This window comes from Chromatiales bacterium (genome assembly GCA_014323925.1).
Lineage (GTDB): Bacteria > Pseudomonadota > Gammaproteobacteria > Poriferisulfidales > Oxydemutatoraceae > SP5GCR1.
Genome location: JACONC010000002.1, coordinates 74,042 through 89,624 on the forward strand (window position 1 = coordinate 74,042; position 15,583 = coordinate 89,624).

Here is a 15,583-nt window from a genome sequence, read left to right on the forward strand (position 1 = left end):
AATGATTATCGGCGCAATCCCAGAGACGATATTAAAGTTTGGTAGCGGTTTTTATCTTTGAATTTTAAGTAATCAAGAAGCTGGCGGCGTGAATTAACCATTCTAAGTAATCCCCTCCGCGAATGTGTATCTTTCTTATGCTCTATGAAATGACTTTGGAGTCCATTGATACGCTTGGTCAATAGTGCAACTTGTACTTCGGTTGAACCAGTATCATTTTCGGAACGCGCATATTGCTTAACTACTTCAATTTTTTCTTCTTTACTTAAAGGCATTTTTTGTCTCTATTAATATCTGTGCATTATATCATAAAAAATAAGATAGCTTGTAAGTTAAATATTTAAGTGTAAGGGCAAAGCAGAAATGTGGGGCTTTTGAAAAAGTAGGCTTTATCCTCTGAAGCTATACTGGGATGAAAAATGTTGATGTGAACGAAAACCTTATCCAGTGAAAATAAAAATCTAAAGTGGCCGATAACCTCTTTTCCACTAAAACGCTGATACTAAAATCTAAAATGGATCACAGGCTATATATAAACTTTAACTGCGATCCAGTATTATAGGAATTTCGTTCCAAATTTTTCCGTCAAGATCCCTACCATTGACCTTTTTGTTACGGCTCTGCCCATCTTCACCCCAACGTCCCCATTGTTTGAAAAAAAACGGAATCTTCTTTGTCTGGCATTGTTTTTGAATTGACATTACCCAGGCTTTATCCATCAATCTGGCTTTATGCCCGGATTCACCACCCACAATGACCCAATGAATACCATCCAAATCTATTACACCTAAATCTTCTAATAAGGGTTCTATAGATAAAAATCTTATTTTTGCTGAAATTTCACGCAGTATTGGTATTCTTGGAAGGCCATGTTTCTTATTTTCTACTGAAACACCAAGCCATATATTGTCAGGAATCATACGCTTATTAAAATATTTTGCCATGATTTTAGGGCGCTTGGTTAAAAGCTGATAGTTATGTTGTGGCGACTGGTGGATTGTCTCCATAACACGGTCAATAAAATGAAACGGAACATAAGGATGGAATAAATCACTCATTGAGTTTATAAAATATATGGTCGGTGTTTTACGCAGCAACGGCTGCTTTAAGCGCTCTTCATGGCAAGACACGGTAAAGCCGTTTTCATAACCAGAAACCCTCATAGCCTGCAATCGTCGTGCCATTACTTCGGCATAACAATACTTGCATCCTGCTGATATTTTTGTGCAACCTGTAACAGGATTCCAAGTGCGTTCTGTCCATTCAATGCCTGAATTACTCATGCTTCAAAACCATAATTTTATCCGTTAAAGAAATAAAGTTGGGTTTCTATTTTTTTTGAGAGAAATCGTAATTTTATCTTTGTATTTATTTCTGTCCTTGTATTCTGTTAGGTAGAAAGCACCTGGTGTTCTTTTCTGCTTCGGAATAATTTCTAGTTTCCCTTCTATTTCCATTTCCTGTAGCACAGGGCGAACATCAGGAGGTAAAAAACCTTTCTTAACAATTTCTTCTGACAGTTCTGTATTACTTATTGGTCCCTGTTTTTTAAGAAGCTCAGACAGATACTGATTTATTTGAGCATTATTAAAATCAGAAAAAGTTAGTTGCTGTTCTAGCTTATTTTTTATATCATTTTTTGCTTTCAAAAATTTTTCTGCACCAGTTCTATGCTTAGTAATAAAAAATAAATGGTAGTGCGTATTTGCTACATTTCTGTTTTCTAATTCATAACTGTATCCATATTCAGTTTGCGCCATTTCTTTTAGAATTTTTATTAGTTTATCTGCAAAAGTGTGCTTTTTGCTTTTGCTTAATTCGCTCTCACTCATGCCTAAATTCAAAAGAAACCGGCGGGCAGGTTTATCTTTGTCATCTTTGTTATCTTTATCATCTTTGAATCTATAGATATGGTAGGTTGGCATAAAGATCAAATAATCAATATTCCTTAAACTGAATAATCTAACTAAGTTGTCTTTTGAATATTGAGTATAGCCGTATGGATCTATAAAAACCAAGCTATGTAGATTACGCTTTCCAGCCAAAAAATGGCTCATTCCATCTAGAAATTTTTTAGCATCCGCATTGAAAGTTTTCACAAAGTCTAAGTATTTATCCATTGATTTTTCTAGTCGCCGATGCTTTTCATCGTCTAGTTCGTTTAGAAATAAACGAATGTCTTTTTTATTATATTTTTCTCTAAATTCCTTTATAGTTTCTACCGCCACCATTGCACTTCCTTTCTCTCCACCATCGTATACTCCTTCGCCTGCGAATGGTTCCCATACAGCAATCCTATCCCACTGATCTGAATTGCACATAACGAAAAGATAATGAGTTAGATACGCTTCGTATACGGCTATCTTCTCTTTTGTGTGTGGTTTCATTGAAGCATTATATGTTAAATGAGGTAAGTTTAGATTCTATATACTTTTTATAAAGTTGTTAGCTATTAGTCAAAGATTGTAGAGATGTTGTTTGTCCAGTAACGGCTATATGCTTTGGAGGCGGTTGGCTCAGGGTTGAACAGCAAAAGTTTGATAGATACTTTTTGATTTTTTTTGTAGGTAAATAATTTAGGTTGTCCTGATTGCTCGAATAACTCTTTGTAACCGTCTATTTTGTGATATGCGTTGGTGTGGGTTGTTCCTTTGGGGTCAACGAATACGATTTGATATTGGTTATCTTTACACATCCAAAAAATAAAATCAGGTAAAAATCGGCTATAGCTATGCACTTTGCTGTTGAAGTAGGGTATGTATATATTGTCCAGTGATTCATCTATTTTACTAAACATCCAGGCGTCCCATCGTCCGTTATCGTTTTGTGCAGTCCATTCTTCTAGTTTTTCAAGAAAATCAATCTCGCTCCGTTCTTTAACGATGTGCTGGATAAAGTTAGCCTGTTTGTGTCCGAGTATGATCGGCAGGTAATAGTGCTTGGCAATTTTTTTGATGGTCAGACCTTCGTGCTCCAGAGATTCTTCTCCGTCAATTATGTCTGCAAGCTGTTCGCGATTAATTAAGTCTTTTTCAAGTTTCTTAAATAATGCGGGCAGTTCCTCATCGGAGGTTTTACCGGCTTTAACCTGACGGATCTTCTTTGAAAGGTCGTTTAGGTATTTCTCTTGCACACGGATTTGGCGAAAATGGACAATGTCTTGCTGTCCTTCTGTTTCCTTGATGGGCCTCACCCCGCGGGTTTCTTCAATTTCGGTGTCAATGTGATGTAGCAGCCGACTTTGCAAAAAGGATAGTTGGTTGTAGTGTTTTTCTGGCTTAATCTCTATATGACTTTGTTGAGTAATCATTTTTTCTAAGCCATCAATCTGCGGTTTTGTCCATCTATCGCGAACGATGAACACTGATTCTGAAGTGGCTGCAAACCAGCGCTTGAATCTGTTCAGGGTTTGCTCGTTCATTGTAAATTTCGGTAGCTGTTGGCTACTACGCACCGCCCGATATTCGGGGACTAGCAAAGGCATTTTTACACGAGTGCTCTTGATTCTGGGTCTTTGTTCGAGTTCAAACCCAGGCAACAATTCAAACGATGAATCTCTTTCCGTTTTCAATCCTTCTAAGACGGTCTTGATGGCTTCGCGATTAGTCGCGAATATAAACAATGTCTCAATCGGCAATACTTTATCTAGGTGTTTTTCTAAGATAGCTTTTGTATTGTCGTCTAATTTAATCTCGCCCTGACTCGGCTGATAATTGCGTCTTTTCAAGTTAGCTTTTTTATTGCTGTCTTTCGTGAGCACTTGTTGTAGACGGCCGCGCTTGCTCGGAAGCGGTTGTATCCGCACTCCGCGGCCGATTGATTGGACGACGAATTTTTTGGCATCGCTACCGACGCCGATATTGATATAGTTGATGATATTGGGGCGATTGGAATCCCAGCTTTCAAAAAATGAACGAGAGCCCATCAGGATAGTAATCGGTCTTTTTTCTAGTTCGTCAAAGAACGATTTTTCTTGCAATGTGGTGGTTTCTTCATAGTTTGCAAGCAGATTGTTGCGCCACTTGGCAGTACTACCAATGCGTATCAATGCAAATGGCGAGGCAGCATTTTTCATCTGAAATGCTAGCTCTTTGTCATCTTTACTACGCACATATTGCAAGGCTCCCTTTCTTGTACTCAGAAAAACCATTTTTCGCAGCTTAGCAACCGTCATTTCTTCAATGGTTTTTTCGTCGCCGTCCAGGATATTTTGTTTGTTTGTGCTGAAAAGTAATTCTGCATTTTCCCAGTTGCTGACTAATTCCTCTTTTGCGGTCTTAAAAAGTTCATCAGTAATCTCTCCGCTGGCTATGCTACGCAAAGTTTCAAAAAAAGCTCGCAGATCATTTCGGTGGATATCGGTATTAACCGAATTGACCAAAGTCAGCATCAACGGTAAGTGATACAAATCGTTTCTCAAACCTGTGCTATCTCGTAGCGCCTCAACCCGCATGGAAATATAAGCAAGGGCGATGAGTGATTTCAAAACTATTTTTTTTCGCTCAGTATCATTCACTTCTTCTCTTCTATACCTAAATGCATCATACTCGCTTTCGTTCAGGTAGATGTTTTTACTTCGTCCTTCTTTTATAAACTCTGCCAAGTTATATTTTTTCACGGTGGTTGCAATATCTTTTGGGTCAGTGAAAGTGGCAGAAAAGTTAAACAGAAATCCGTTGCGTGACATAACGGTATAATATGCTTGCCGTTTAGAATCTTCCTTAGTGCCTTTGTGCGCTTCGTCCAGTAAGATGAACCATTTGCCGTCTCTCTCGTAAGTTTGGTAGTCGGTCCGATTTTCTTTTTGTACATCGGAGATGTTGTCGCTGCGATGATAATATACCGGTATGGTATCTCCTAGAAGACCTTGATGTGCCCTCTGCATTGAGCGCAATGCGATTAAATCAATAGCTGCATCACGCGCATAGTTGAATTCATCAACCGTTTGCCGTATTTGCTTTAACAAATGCTCGCTTGGTGCCAGTATGAGAATGGGGTAGTTGGGAATTTCGTTGCGTTGCTGCAAAAAGTGCAAATACTCTATCAGTTTAATCATCACTAATGTTTTACCGCTGCCCGTTGCCATCCAAAAACACATTCGGTTGATCAGCTGGTGGTATTGGATAGAGGCTCCGTCGGGGGTAATGTATTCCGATAAGATACGGAACACTTCATTTTGTTTGTTTTTTTCTCTATTGGAGCGGGTGTCGTACTTTACTATGTCCGAAAATTGAGCATTTGTATACAAAGCTCTGAAATTCCGCTTACGCCGCTCATCAGTTTGCTCTGGTTCGCTGGGTTGCCAATCGTATTTCTCTTGGTAATATCTAAACAGCGCGCAGGCAGCGTTCTTTAGAGCCGAGCGTTGATAGTCATATAATCGCTTGCGTTCGGAGAATGTGTAAATATCGTCTATACGCCAAGTTTCTGGTAGCTCGTCGTAGTGGACAGAACGGGCTATTTCTTCAAGGGTAGAAGTCATGCATTTCCCCACCATAAATAAGGTTTCAGCAACGATATAAAATGAATCTGCTCTTCTTTATCCATTTTGGTTGGGTTTATTTTCTCTACACTCCCATCGGCGAAGGTCACACTGTCTGCCGTTCGGCGCCGGATATGTTTACCTAGTATGTTGGCTAGAGATTCGGCTATATCTATATCGGAACAAAGCGATTTCAGGTTGATTTTTAGCTTGCCACTTGTTAATGGTTTGACGATATGTGAGAGCTTGTCGTCGGCGAAAAAAACATATTGCTCAAACGGCGACTTTGCACTGTCTAGTTCCAATTGCTCGCCGTCTTCGTAGCGTGCATTTCTCAATGTTTCCTCGTATTGCTCTAAACTATAGTATTTCAGACAATGACTGCTACCTTCGCAAGACACCGGCTTTCCTTTGTTCCAATCTTTAGAATAGACAACCTTTTTGATACGCGGCAATAGCACGGTGTGAAAATATTCACCCATTTCTACGAGCAGATATTTTCTGTTACCACCATCTTCTTGGTTTAGATTAATGATTGCATGGGCAGTTGTGCCAGAACCGGCGAAGTAGTCAAGAATAATTGAATGGGAATTTGCCCCTATGACCAAAGAATCCTTAACAGTATTTAGACTTTTGGGGTAGGAAAATTTATCAAAATCATCACTAAACATTTTTTTTAATAATATCGTTCCGTGAGACGAAGCATCGTACTTAGAATCTACCCATATAGATTTGGGCATTATTTCTTGTTTGATTCTATCTTTAACATAAATTACGCAATTGTCTTTTCTCTCTTTTACTATAATTTCGGTTTTTAATTTACTTTGTAGTGTCTCTTTTCCCCATCTCCAAATTCTTTCTTTACCTGAATCATCTATGGGTAGAATTTCAATGTCGCTTTTCTGTTCTCTTTTTGTGGAAAGCTTTTTACTTTTAGGATTCCAAAAGAGCGGATAGTAAAGATTAGGCCTAGCTTGTCGTGTAGAATTAGAACCAGTACGCCTAAAAGGAACTTCTTTATATTTTCCCAAAGAATCTCTTTTGTTGTATGTCTGTTCAAGGACATCTTTATTTGCAGTAAACTTGCTTGTTTCAAGTTTTTGTATGTCTTTTGCATATAAAAGGCAGTAATCATGCGCCGCCGCCAAATGTTTGGCATCACTGCGCCCCCCCGGATTAGACATAATAGAAATATTACCCACATGATTATTACTTTCGAAAATGGACTTAAATAATATGCCAAGATACTCCATTTCTTCATCATCTATAGCGACTTCCATTATCCCATTTGAAGATAGGTAGGATTTAGATAAATGCACCCTGTTTTCTATTAAGCATAAAAAAGAAGAGTGTTTATATGAGTTTTTATAAACAATTTCGGATGATGAAGTATTATATGGCGGATCAATATAAATACATTTCACTTGCTCTTTGTATCGTCTTTGTAGTGTGTTCAGTGCTTGCCAATTCTCACTATGCACCAATTCTCCGTCCAGTGCTTCGTCTAAGTTTCCCAAGCAGGCAAGAATTTCCAGTTCCAAATCTTTGAAGTGTCGGGTGTCTAGAGGTAGAAATTTATATTGACTGCCCACTTTGTTGGTATCGTCTATTCTGCGTTGTCCATTAAAAAGGTCTTTTATTAAAAACTGATTATCTACTATTCCCAGTTCGTGCCATTCTTTGATCTGTGCTTTCACACCTTTGTGTTTGACTATTTCCTGCAGGACTTTATCGCTTAGCTTATCTAAAGTTACGACATAGTTCACATTGCGCACAAACTTGGGCTTTTCCCATATCCGACGAAGCTCGTCCTCAAACTGGGCAATAAAATCGATAATTTCATAGGCAGTATCTTTAATGGCTTGTAGTTGTTGGATCCGCTCAGCATCAAAATGGGTTGTTCCCTCAAAGATGTATTGATAAAGCCATAAATTAAATTGCTCTTGTAAAAAGCGCCTGGCATCTTTGTTGATAAAAAAATCTACCTCAGTTTGCTTGCGAAACACACTGATTGCTTTTTGAAGTTCGTCTTCGGTTAAACGAGTCTTTTGCTTGCGAGATTCTCTGATGATTTCTTCTGTCTGACTTTTTTTGTTGCCTTCTTTATAGCCGACTTTAAGACATATAACCTGCTTGTCTCCTTCCTTTTTCACCTTGTCAAATGCATAGATGAATTCGCGCCGTTCGTTATTTCTCTTGTGCGTGCATTCGCTTACATCAAAATAAAAATGTTGTGTGCTATACGATTTATCCGCATCGCGTAATTCAACCGGCATAGAATGTACCAATACATCGGATTTAACATAGTAAAGCATTTGTGTTTTCCAAGATAATGCGACATCTTGCCCGTCTTGATAGACGCGCTCATAGATTTTAGAGAATGCCGGAAGATGGCGGAAGTAAATAGACCCACTGTCACAAAAATAGCGATGAAAAAAAGTATAGAGCTTGTCAAACAATTCTTCGCGAAAAGCGGTATTGGGTGTTGCTCGCCGCTTAATATTTTCCATCAGCTCAGGGCGTATAGAACGAAAGTAATTACGCTTGATACACATCAGATTGACGAATCCGGAATCTCCTTCTACTTCGGCGCCAGTAAACAAAGATTCCAGTGCATCAAGGAATCGCTTTTCTTTGCGTGAGTCCGAATAAATCATACTATAAACTTATAGCAATTAAACTATGCGTTAAAATGATAGGGATAACCCGTATCGTCGTATGTGTGTACTCCACAAAAGTATATCTCAGCTACAGATTTTTGATGAATTTGTGCCATTCTAGCATAGAGATTTGGAATATAGCCCGACTTTCCGACGAACGGTATTTACCTATACATTACTTGGAAAATCAGGGTTTAGATGCGGGTTATTTTCCTTAATAGAGTTGACTTTTAATAAGGCATCAATGGCGATACCATTATAACTATGAGCGACCGCACAGTTCCCTTAACTACCTAACGCCTGTAGCGTTTGTGGAGAGAGTAGCTTAAGATGAAATCTCATCCATGCTATGACCCTGAAAAAGAGGGAAGGTCATATTCATATTGGATAAGTCTAGGAATGAAGTAGCGAAGCGTTGCATAGAGGTTTGAGAACATAATCTCTCAAAGTTATATAGGGTTTGCCAATTATTTAACCGTCGGTTTTAGAGCGATGCTTTTTAATGTTTTTCAAAGGCACTATCTGGTCGGTATGCGGTTCATCGGCATAACGCGGTCGCATTTTGACCGTAGATTTGTTGGATAATTTCTGCAGAGTTTGCTCGCGGGCAGAAATTAATGCAAAGCAATCGCGAATGTCCTTTAATGTGCTATCCTTTAAGGGATGACGCATACCACCCAGTGGCGTTGTGTCTTTCACAACATTTGCCAGTGTTTTGCGCATCATTATTAATATACGTTGCTCTATGGATAGATCGTCAATCATCGTGTTATTTCAACAAACAACGATATTATAACTTGTTTATAGATTAAACCCTATATAATTACACTAGAACATAGAAACAGGAGATGTTATGAAGCAAGCAGAATTTTCAATAGGACAAGTCGTCAGGCATAAATTGTTTGATTACTATGGTGTGATCTACGATGTCGACCCAATCTTTATGGAGGGCGATGATTGGTATCAAAAAGTAGCCAAAACGCGTCCGCCTAAGGATCAACCCTGGTATCGCGTGTTGGTTGATGGACATGAACTTGAAACTTATGTTGCGCAGCGCAATCTTGAGTATTGCGAATACCGCGACATTGACCATCCTATGATCAGTACTTATTTCAACGGTAGCGATAAAGGACGTTATAACCTCTGTATCCCGAAAATCTGAGCAATTATGTTTGCGCATCTGAAAGCACTTTTTGTTGATAAATCTGAACAACAAAAAGATGAATTCGGTGCCGAGTTGCGAGCTGCCGCCATCTTGTTGATAGAAGTTTGCTATGCGAACTTTGATATACAAAAAGAAGAATTGACCGAGGCGACCTCGGCACTGGTCACAATATACGGACTACGAGCAGACCAAGCAGAAGTGCTACTTAGCGAAACTATAGCCGAACACAAAGAAGTAGTCTCGCTCTTTGATTATACGAAATTGCTAAACGCGCACTTATCTACGCAACAGAAAGAGACTCTGCTACTCGCGCTATGGAAAGTCGCACACGCCGATCATCGAGTCGAAGCCATTGAAGAACATCGCATCAGAAAGCTGGCCGAACAACTGCACTTACCACATAAATCGTTTATACAAACCAAACTGATGGCAGAGCAATAGCAGGCTGTTTGCTCAGTGCCGTATCTTAGTGATATGACGAATCCGGCAAACACTTTCTAGCAATCGAGGGCGACCATAAACCCACTAATCGATATGAGCGTATTACCTATTGAACCAAAGAGTTATTATCAGAGTTAGGCGAAGATGCTATCCGTGAGAGTTTGATTAAAACACCGGCATAAAGTTTGGCTATTTCATTCCTTTATTTGCATATGCCCAAGCGTATAGCTTAGAGTAAATAAGCCGAATCTCAATATATCTGTCCCAGGTGTCGTGGCATCACACAAAGGTGGACATCTGTGCTTTGATTTAATAGGCATCGTAAAAATACTTACAAAAAATACTAATATAAATACTTGCAAAAAATACTAAAGTATTATATATTTAATATCAGCAAATACAGCAAGGAGTAATTATGCGTTTAACGAATAGAGGTCGTTATGCGGTGACGGCAATAGCCGATCTCGCTATACACGGTCAACTTATGCCGGTATCTTTGGCGGATATTTCAATACGCCAAGATATTCCTATATCTTATTTAGGGCAGCTATTCATGTTGCTACGGGCAGGTGGTTTAGTAAAGAGCCAACGCGGCCCTAACGGTGGTTATCGCCTAGCCAAAGATAGTTCGGAGATTTCTATCGTTGATGTCATCAATGCGGTTGATGAAAAAATCAACACACTACGCTGCGGTGGGCGCGTTAACTGCCAAAATAATCAGCAATGCCTGACGCATACCTTATGGGAAAACATAGATAACCGAATAAGGGATCTATTTGCAGAAGTTTATATTTCTGATATTGTTGCCAATGATCAAGTTATGGAAATTTCTGCTAGGCAGGACGCCTATTTGGCAAAACAGCAAACACATACTACCCTTAAAGCGGTCAATATGATAACAACTTGAGAGGTTTATGATGGACATTAAGTTACCTATTTATTTAGATTACAGTTCAACGACACCGGTAGACGAGCGGGTGGCGGAGAAAATGATGCAGTGCCTGACGCTAAACGGTGCCTTCGGTAATCCAGCATCGCGCAGTCACACCTTTGGCTGGCAAGCCGAAAAAGTGGTTGAACAGGCGCGCGAACAGATCGCCGATTTGGTCAATGCCGATCCTCGTGAAATCGTCTGGACTAGCGGTGCAACTGAGTCGAATAACCTCGCTATCAAAGGCGTTGGGCATTTTTATGCAAAAAAAGGCAAGCACATAATTACCTTAAAAACAGAGCATAAAGCGGTACTGGATGCCTGCAGACAGCTGGAGAAAGAAGGTTATGAGCTTAGCTACCTAAACCCTAAAGATAACGGCTTGTTGGATTTGGATGAACTGGAAGATACTATACGAGACGATACCGTTCTTATTTCTATCATGCATGTAAACAATGAAATTGGTGTGATACAAGATATACAAAAGATCGGTGATTTGGCTCGCGAAAAAGGCATTATCTTTCATGTCGATGCGGCACAAAGTGCCGGTAAAGTGCCCATTGATCTACAATCTCTGAAAGTCGATTTGATGAGCTTCTCGGCGCATAAAATTTACGGTCCTAAAGGCATTGGCGCGCTTTATGTCAGACGCAAGCCCCGGGTGCGGGTAGAAGCGCAGATGCACGGCGGTGGTCACGAACGTGGCATGCGCTCAGGAACATTATCCACCCATCAAATTGCTGGCATGGGGGAAGCATTCGCCATTGCTCAACAGGAAATGGACAGCGAGCAAGAGCGCATCCTATCGTTGCGCCACCATTTATGGAACGGCATCAAGACGATGGACGAAGTCTATTGTAACGGAGACTATAAGCAGCGCGTTGCCGGCAATCTGAATGTCAGTTTTAATTATGTTGAAGGAGAATCGTTGATTATGGCACTTAAAAACATTGCCGTATCAAGCGGTTCGGCTTGTACCTCGGCATCCTTAGAGCCGAGTTATGTATTACGTGCCTTAGGGCGCAACGACGAATTGGCGCACAGTTCTATTCGCTTCACGGTAGGTCGCTATACGACTGCCGAAGAAGTTGACTACACAATAGAACTTGTTAGAAATTCGGTTGAAAAACTGCGCGAACTTTCACCGTTATGGGAGATGCACCAAGATGGCATTGACCTAGACACGGTGGAGTGGGCAGTGCATTAATTTATAGAAAGAGGAGTACTACAATGTCTTATGGAGAAAAGGTCTTAGACCACTACGAAAACCCACGCAATGTGGGTAGCTTGGATAAGAGCGACTTGCAAGTAGGTACCGGTATGGTCGGAGCGCCGGCCTGCGGCGATGTCATGAAACTACAAATCAAAGTCAACGATTCGGGCATTATAGAAGATGCCAAGTTTAAGACTTACGGTTGTGGTTCGGCGATTGCATCGTCTAGCTTGCTGACCGAAAAGGTCATTGGTAAAACGATAGATGAAGCTCAGCAGATCAAAAATACCGAAATTGTTGAAGAACTGTCGCTACCGCCGGTCAAAATACATTGCTCGGTTTTAGCCGAAGATGCAATTAAAGCCGCACTCAAAGACTACCATAGTAAGCAAGCTAAGTAAAACTATGATCACGCTAACGACTGCAGCAGGCAATCACATAGAGCGTTTTCTGCAGAAGCGTGGCAAGGGTTTAGGCATACGTCTAGCCGTGAAAACTACCGGCTGTTCAGGATTGTCTTATGTTATAGAGTATGCCGATGAAGCCAGTATAGACGATACTGTTTTTGAAGATAAAGGCATTAAAGTCATCATTGACGCTAAGAGCTTAGTTTACCTTGACGGCACCCAGTTGGATTTCGTCAAAGAAGGCTTAAACGAAGGGTTCAAATTCACTAACCCTAACGAAAAAAGCCGTTGCGGGTGCGGCGAGAGTTTTTCTATTTAAGCGATTATTTTCACCAGTGGCGGGCGCGATACGACGCCAAGCAATGTCGCCGATATTACAATGTCTTTAGATAATCGACAAAATTATTTTGATTTATTCGGCATAGAACCTAGCTATGCCGTTGATAAACGAGCATTAGAAGAGGTTTATTTGAAATTGCAGAGCTTATCGCACCCAGATCGTTTTGCTGCGGAGAGCGAGCAACAACGGCGCATCGCCGCACAGCAGTCGGCTTATTTGAACGATGCCTACAATATACTAAGTGATGATTGCAGTCGTGCTGACTACTTGTTGCAATTACGAGGCTACACGACTAACCCTGATGCTTCTATGTCTGGTGATACTTTTTTAATGCAACAAATGGAATATAGAGAAAAATTAGAGCAAGTAGCAGCCGAACAGTCCGATACACAGGCGGTTGCCTTGTACGATGAAATTAACAGACAAAGTGTCCAAATAAATAAAGATTTTGAACAAGCATACAACGAAGAGATATTTGATAAAGCACAATCACTTTTAACGCAAATGCAATTTATCAAAAAACTAAAAGCCGAAGTCAAAAAAGTCATACATTCAAAGGCTACCCTCTGATGCCCTCTCTGATGCCCCTCTGATGCCCCCTCCGATGCCTTTGTTGCAGATCACTGAACCGGGTCTATCAGCTACGCAAGCAAAGCAATCGCTATGCGTTGCCGGCATAGATTTAGGCACTACAAACTCGCTGATTGCAATTGTCGAGGACGGGAAACCACGCGCGTTAGCCGATCAACAGCAACAAGTACATTTACCATCGGTTGTGCATTACCGCGCCGATGCGCCACCCTTGGTAGGCAACGAAGCTCTGGCTAGATCTGCGCAATTTCCGCTCGATACCATCGTCTCTATCAAACGATTGGTCGGACGAGGTATCGAACAAAGCGATGCGCTTAAAGCAACCTTCGGCTACCGTTTTGTAACCGACGATCCTAAAGTACCAAGAATTAGCACTGCCGCAGGGAATAAAAGTGCGGTAGAAATATCTGCCGATATATTAAAAGCTCTGATGTTACGCGCAGAGCAGACCTTAGGAGATACTTTGGCGGGTGTGGTCATTACGGTGCCAGCATATTTTGATGATGCGCAGCGACAAGCGACCAAAGACGCTGCAGCCTTAGCTAACTTAAAAGTGTACCGTTTGTTGAACGAACCGACCGCAGCCGCCGTTGCTTACGGATTAGATCGGGTTGCCGAAAAAGAATTGATTTTGGTCTACGATTTAGGTGGCGGCACTTTTGATTTATCAATTCTCAAAATGGAACGGGGCATATTGCGCGTATTAGCAACTGGTGGTGACACCATGCTGGGAGGAGATGATTTTGACTCGTTAATCGCACAACACTTTATGAGCCAAGCACCGACCTCAGTAGAACCAACCAGCGAAGCGATGCGTGGTCTATTGAGTGAAGCACGCAGAGCAAAACATATCCTCAGCGAGCAACCTGAATATCGCGGTCGCGTAGAACTTGCCGACTCGCAACCATGGGATGTATTTTTAAGGCGCTCGGAGTTGGAAGTATTACTTAGCCCAGCGATTGAAAAAACTTTGCATATATGCAAGCAGGTGCTGAACGATGCTGGTGTTACTGCACAGCAAATACACAATATCGTTTTAGTGGGCGGTTCTACCCGCATCCCGTTGGTACGCAATCGTATCCAACAAGCGATAGGTATCGCACCTTTGCTTGGTATAAACCCAGACCAAGTCGTCGCACTTGGGGCTGCCATACAAGCCTCTGTGCTAGCCGGCAATGCGCAAACCGACGATAAACTATTGCTGTTAGATGTGGTGCCGTTATCTCTGGGTATCGAGACTATGGGTGGCCTGGTTGAGAGAATAATACCTAGAAATAGTGTAATACCAACATCCAAAACACAGGAATTTACGACTTACAAAGACGGTCAAACGGGTATGACATTACATGTAGTGCAAGGTGAGCGAGAACTGGTTGACGATTGTCGGTCGCTGGCTCGTTTTGAATTGAAAGGCATCACCCCCAAAGTTGCTGGAGCATCTAAGGTCGGTGTTACTTTTAATGTTGATGCCGACGGCCTGTTGTCAGTGTCGGCAATTGATGTCGATAGTGGCGCACAAGCACATGTCGAAGTGAAGCCATCCTACGGCTTATCCGACACTGAGATAGAGCAAATGATCAAAGAATCGGCAAAGCACGCGAAGGAAGATGTTACCGAGCGTAAACTCAAAGAAAAACTAGTAGAAGGCCAACGCGTGCTCGATGCATTGGCTACCGCACTTGCACAACATCAGGCCTTGATATCCGATGACAACGAAAAACAAAATATACTCAAGGCACGCGATCAGCTGCAGCACGAACTAGAGAGCAACAATGTAGAGCGTATCGAGCAAGCGATAAAACACCTAGAAGAGAGCAGCGAGGCGTTCATTGCGCGGCGCATGAACGCCACTATACGAGAAGTTTTGCACGGCAAGTCAGCAAAAGATTTCATTGAAAACTAAGGGATATCGCAATGCCTAAAATCACTTTTTTAGCCCACGAAAAGCTATGTCCGCAAGACAAAGTAGTAGAAGTAGAGAGCGGCACCAGTATTTGTGATGCAGCATTAAGCAACGACATAGAACTGGAACATGCGTGCGAGAAATCTTGCGCCTGCACAACCTGCCATGTATATGTACGCGAAGGCTACGATACACTCGATGAACCCACCGAGAACGAAGAAGACTATCTTGATAAAGCGTGGGGGTTAGATCCCGATTCAAGACTCAGTTGCCAAGCTATCGTAAAAGACCAAGATCTAGTCGTAGAGATACCCAAATATACGATTAATCTAGTATCCGAGCAGCATTAAAATCGCTGGTCGGTCACTTTAGTTACGCTTTTATAAAGTAGCGGTGTTATCCGCCTGCTAGATAAAGCATATAGGTCTCATCAGCAGTGTTAGAATAAAA

At 41.3% G+C, this 15,583-nt stretch carries 15 protein-coding genes and 1 pseudogene; 10 read left to right on the forward strand and 6 right to left on the reverse strand.

What is annotated here, in order from left to right; translation table 11 throughout:
- Nucleotides 1–5: 5 nt before the first annotated feature.
- The 5 genes from rpsO to GDA45_01205 all read right to left on the reverse strand — a co-directional run bounded on the left by rpsO (nt 6) and on the right by GDA45_01205 (nt 8,139).
- Nucleotides 6–275, reverse strand: coding sequence for a 30S ribosomal protein S15 (gene rpsO, locus GDA45_01185; protein MBC6413539.1), 270 nt, complete (start codon nt 273–275; stop codon nt 6–8).
- 264 nt (nt 276–539) lie between these two features.
- Entirely contained in the window at nt 540–1,283 is a 744-nt protein-coding gene (locus GDA45_01190) for a phage Gp37/Gp68 family protein (GenBank protein ID MBC6413540.1), read from the reverse strand.
- A 24-nt stretch (nt 1,284–1,307) separates the two neighbouring features.
- Nucleotides 1,308–2,387 carry a three-Cys-motif partner protein TcmP gene (gene tcmP, locus GDA45_01195; protein ID MBC6413541.1) on the reverse strand — a complete coding sequence of 360 codons (1,080 nt, stop codon included), beginning with the start codon at nt 2,385–2,387 and terminating at the stop codon, nt 1,308–1,310.
- A 65-nt stretch (nt 2,388–2,452) separates the two neighbouring features.
- On the reverse strand, nt 2,453–5,482 hold the full coding sequence (locus GDA45_01200; GenBank protein MBC6413542.1) for a DEAD/DEAH box helicase family protein: 3,030 nt from the start codon (nt 5,480–5,482) through the stop codon (nt 2,453–2,455).
- The gene (locus tag GDA45_01205) at nt 5,479–8,139 is read right to left on the reverse strand and encodes a site-specific DNA-methyltransferase (GenBank protein MBC6413543.1); all 2,661 of its coding nucleotides are present in this window, start codon (nt 8,137–8,139) and stop codon (nt 5,479–5,481) included. The genes GDA45_01200 and GDA45_01205 overlap by 4 nt, the downstream gene beginning before the upstream one ends.
- A gap of 245 nt (nt 8,140–8,384) precedes the next feature.
- On the opposite strand from GDA45_01205, the pseudogene GDA45_01210 reads away from it, so the two are divergent.
- Nucleotides 8,385–8,471: pseudogene (locus tag GDA45_01210) on the forward strand (transposase).
- Nucleotides 8,472–8,613: 142 nt separating this feature from the next.
- Here GDA45_01210 and GDA45_01215 read toward each other — a convergent pair.
- Nucleotides 8,614–8,907: a segregation and condensation protein A gene (locus GDA45_01215; GenBank protein ID MBC6413544.1), complete on the reverse strand. Its 294-nt coding sequence runs from the start codon at nt 8,905–8,907 to the stop codon at nt 8,614–8,616.
- Between the two features lie 88 nt (nt 8,908–8,995).
- Between GDA45_01215 and hspQ the strand changes: the two genes are divergently transcribed.
- From hspQ to fdx, 9 genes are all read left to right on the forward strand, one after another.
- Nucleotides 8,996–9,304: a heat shock protein HspQ gene (hspQ, locus tag GDA45_01220; protein ID MBC6413545.1), complete on the forward strand. Its 309-nt coding sequence runs from the start codon at nt 8,996–8,998 to the stop codon at nt 9,302–9,304.
- A gap of 6 nt (nt 9,305–9,310) precedes the next feature.
- Nucleotides 9,311–9,748 carry a TerB family tellurite resistance protein gene (locus tag GDA45_01225; protein MBC6413546.1) on the forward strand — a complete coding sequence of 146 codons (438 nt, stop codon included), beginning with the start codon at nt 9,311–9,313 and terminating at the stop codon, nt 9,746–9,748.
- 415 nt (nt 9,749–10,163) lie between these two features.
- Nucleotides 10,164–10,655, forward strand: a complete 492-nt coding sequence (locus GDA45_01230; protein MBC6413547.1) for an Rrf2 family transcriptional regulator — start codon at nt 10,164–10,166, stop codon at nt 10,653–10,655.
- A 16-nt stretch (nt 10,656–10,671) separates the two neighbouring features.
- Complete coding sequence (locus GDA45_01235; protein MBC6413548.1) at nt 10,672–11,886, forward strand: IscS subfamily cysteine desulfurase; 1,215 nt, start codon at nt 10,672–10,674, stop codon at nt 11,884–11,886.
- 23 nt (nt 11,887–11,909) lie between these two features.
- Nucleotides 11,910–12,293, forward strand: coding sequence for a Fe-S cluster assembly scaffold IscU (iscU, locus tag GDA45_01240; protein ID MBC6413549.1), 384 nt, complete (start codon nt 11,910–11,912; stop codon nt 12,291–12,293).
- Nucleotides 12,294–12,297: 4 nt separating this feature from the next.
- Nucleotides 12,298–12,618, forward strand: a complete 321-nt coding sequence (iscA, locus tag GDA45_01245) for an iron-sulfur cluster assembly protein IscA (GenBank protein ID MBC6413550.1) — start codon at nt 12,298–12,300, stop codon at nt 12,616–12,618.
- Nucleotides 12,619–12,678: 60 nt separating this feature from the next.
- On the forward strand, nt 12,679–13,209 hold the full coding sequence (gene hscB, locus GDA45_01250; protein MBC6413551.1) for a Fe-S protein assembly co-chaperone HscB: 531 nt from the start codon (nt 12,679–12,681) through the stop codon (nt 13,207–13,209).
- 34 nt (nt 13,210–13,243) lie between these two features.
- Nucleotides 13,244–15,133, forward strand: coding sequence for a Fe-S protein assembly chaperone HscA (gene hscA / locus GDA45_01255; GenBank protein MBC6413552.1), 1,890 nt, complete (start codon nt 13,244–13,246; stop codon nt 15,131–15,133).
- Nucleotides 15,134–15,144: 11 nt separating this feature from the next.
- Nucleotides 15,145–15,483 carry an ISC system 2Fe-2S type ferredoxin gene (gene fdx, locus GDA45_01260; protein ID MBC6413553.1) on the forward strand — a complete coding sequence of 113 codons (339 nt, stop codon included), beginning with the start codon at nt 15,145–15,147 and terminating at the stop codon, nt 15,481–15,483.
- Nucleotides 15,484–15,583: the final 100 nt, after the last annotated feature.

Bases quoted from the DNA above. Each gene is read 5' to 3' on its own strand.
- rpsO (MBC6413539.1), bottom strand. From the start codon at position 275: ATGCCTTTAAGTAAAGAAGAAAAAATTGAAGTAGTTAAGCAATATGCG.
- GDA45_01190 (MBC6413540.1), bottom strand. From the start codon at position 1,283: ATGAGTAATTCAGGCATTGAATGGACAGAACGCACTTGGAATCCTGTT.
- tcmP (MBC6413541.1), bottom strand. From the start codon at position 2,387: ATGAAACCACACACAAAAGAGAAGATAGCCGTATACGAAGCGTATCTA.
- GDA45_01200 (MBC6413542.1), bottom strand. From the start codon at position 5,482: ATGACTTCTACCCTTGAAGAAATAGCCCGTTCTGTCCACTACGACGAG.
- GDA45_01205 (MBC6413543.1), bottom strand. From the start codon at position 8,139: ATGATTTATTCGGACTCACGCAAAGAAAAGCGATTCCTTGATGCACTG.
- GDA45_01215 (MBC6413544.1), bottom strand. From the start codon at position 8,907: ATGATTGACGATCTATCCATAGAGCAACGTATATTAATAATGATGCGC.
- hspQ (MBC6413545.1), top strand. From the start codon at position 8,996: ATGAAGCAAGCAGAATTTTCAATAGGACAAGTCGTCAGGCATAAATTG.
- GDA45_01225 (MBC6413546.1), top strand. From the start codon at position 9,311: ATGTTTGCGCATCTGAAAGCACTTTTTGTTGATAAATCTGAACAACAA.
- GDA45_01230 (MBC6413547.1), top strand. From the start codon at position 10,164: ATGCGTTTAACGAATAGAGGTCGTTATGCGGTGACGGCAATAGCCGAT.
- iscU (MBC6413549.1), top strand. From the start codon at position 11,910: ATGTCTTATGGAGAAAAGGTCTTAGACCACTACGAAAACCCACGCAAT.
- iscA (MBC6413550.1), top strand. From the start codon at position 12,298: ATGATCACGCTAACGACTGCAGCAGGCAATCACATAGAGCGTTTTCTG.
- hscB (MBC6413551.1), top strand. From the start codon at position 12,679: ATGTCTTTAGATAATCGACAAAATTATTTTGATTTATTCGGCATAGAA.
- hscA (MBC6413552.1), top strand. From the start codon at position 13,244: ATGCCTTTGTTGCAGATCACTGAACCGGGTCTATCAGCTACGCAAGCA.
- fdx (MBC6413553.1), top strand. From the start codon at position 15,145: ATGCCTAAAATCACTTTTTTAGCCCACGAAAAGCTATGTCCGCAAGAC.